The organism is Pseudoalteromonas sp. SG41-5 (assembly GCF_014164495.1).
Taxonomy (GTDB): Bacteria; Pseudomonadota; Gammaproteobacteria; order Enterobacterales; family Alteromonadaceae; genus Pseudoalteromonas; species Pseudoalteromonas rhizosphaerae.
The window spans coordinates 1-206 of record NZ_JACJFH010000350.1 but is presented as its reverse complement, the minus strand read 5'-3'; the positions used below and the strand labels follow the sequence as shown (position 1 = coordinate 206).

The window sequence follows — 206 nt, the reverse complement described above, 5'->3', positions numbered from 1 at the left end:
CCCCCTGTGTCAGGATAGTTGTCGCCTCTAACTTTTAATAGAGGCAGATAAAAATGAGACGTCGATTTACACAAGAATTTAAAGTTCAAGCGGTTGAAAAAGCATTATCTCAATGTGATGATGTTCGTCTAGAAGATATTGCAGATGATTTAGGTGTCGGTTATTCAACGTTACAACGCTGGATAGCACTCGCAAAGAAACATCAA

General features: G+C 38.8%; 1 protein-coding gene. It reads left to right on the top strand.

The genetic code is table 11. From position 1 onward, the window contains the following. Window positions 1–53: 53 nt before the first annotated feature. The coding region (locus tag H5232_RS24840) for a transposase (RefSeq protein ID WP_182831737.1) at window positions 54–206 on the top strand (153 nt) is incomplete at its 3' end.